General features: G+C 56.3%; 1 protein-coding gene. It reads left to right on the top strand.

All coding sequences use genetic code 11. The features are described 5' to 3' along the window. Positions 1 to 1,155, top strand: a 1,155-nt coding sequence (locus tag ACWGOO_RS22335) for a condensation domain-containing protein (RefSeq protein WP_452486946.1), incomplete at both ends; no start/stop codon positions are given.

The raw sequence follows: 1,155 nt of genomic DNA, 5'->3' as shown, positions 1-1,155 counted from the left end.
GGAAGGGGGAGCAGGCGGAGGCCGCGAATACGTGGCGCCGCGCACCGAACTGGAGGCGAAGCTGGCCGCCATTTGGCAGGATGTGCTTGTTCGGGAGAAGGCGGTAGGCGTAACGGATAACTTCTTCGACCTCGGGGGACACTCCCTGCGGGCGACGACGCTTGTCAGCAAAATGCATAAGGAGCTAGGCGTTGAATTCCCGCTTCGCGACGTATTCCACTACTCGACGGTTGAGGAAATGGCCGCAGCTATGGAGCGGCTGGAGATCGGTTCGTTCACGGCTATTCCGGTTGCGAAACCTAGCGAGTATTATCCGCTCTCGTCCGCTCAGAAACGTCTCTATATCTTGAACCAGCTGGAAGGAGCCGAGCTGAGCTACAACATACCGGGAGCTATGCTGCTCGAAGGGGAGCTTGACCGGCAGCGGTTTGAAGAAGCGTTCCGCGGGCTCGTAGCTCGTCATGAAACACTGCGTACCGGCTTTGAGGTGGTAAAAGGCGAAGCGGTTCAGCGGATTTACGAAGAAGCCGCCTTCCAGGTGGAATATGTGCAGATCAGCGGGGAGCAGGCGGAAGAAACGGTGCGCCAATTCGTTCGTCCGTTTGATCTAGCGAAGCCGCCACTTCTGCGGGTAGGGCTTGCCGAACTGGCGCCGGAAAGGCACATTCTAATGTTCGATACGCATCATATCGTATCTGACGGCGTTTCGATTGACGTACTGATCGAAGAGTTCGTCCGCTTGTACAGCGGGGAGCAGTTGGAGCCGCTCCGCATTCAGTACAAAGATTATGCGGTATGGCAGCAATCGGACGAGCAGAAAGCTCAGCTTGCCAAGCAGGAAGCCTGCTGGCTCGACATGTTCCGCGGAGAACTGCCGGTTTTGGAATTGCCGACGGACTATCCGCGCCCGGCTATGCAGAGCTACGAGGGCCGCACGCTGCAATTGTTTATGCATAGCGAGAAAAGCGAGGGTCTGAAACGACTTGCAGCCGAAAACGGCGCCACGCTTTACATGGTTCTGCTTGCTGGTTATACAATATTATTGCACAAATATACAGGACAAGAAGACGTGGTGGTCGGTACGCCGATTGCGGGAAGAAATCACAGCGACGTTCAGCCGCTGATCGGGATGTTCGTCAATACCCTGGCCATCCG

It is taken from the genome of Paenibacillus sp. NPDC055715 (assembly GCF_053617595.1).
The sequence above is the reverse complement of the archived record's forward strand: the minus strand, read 5'-3'. Positions and strand labels throughout refer to the sequence as shown.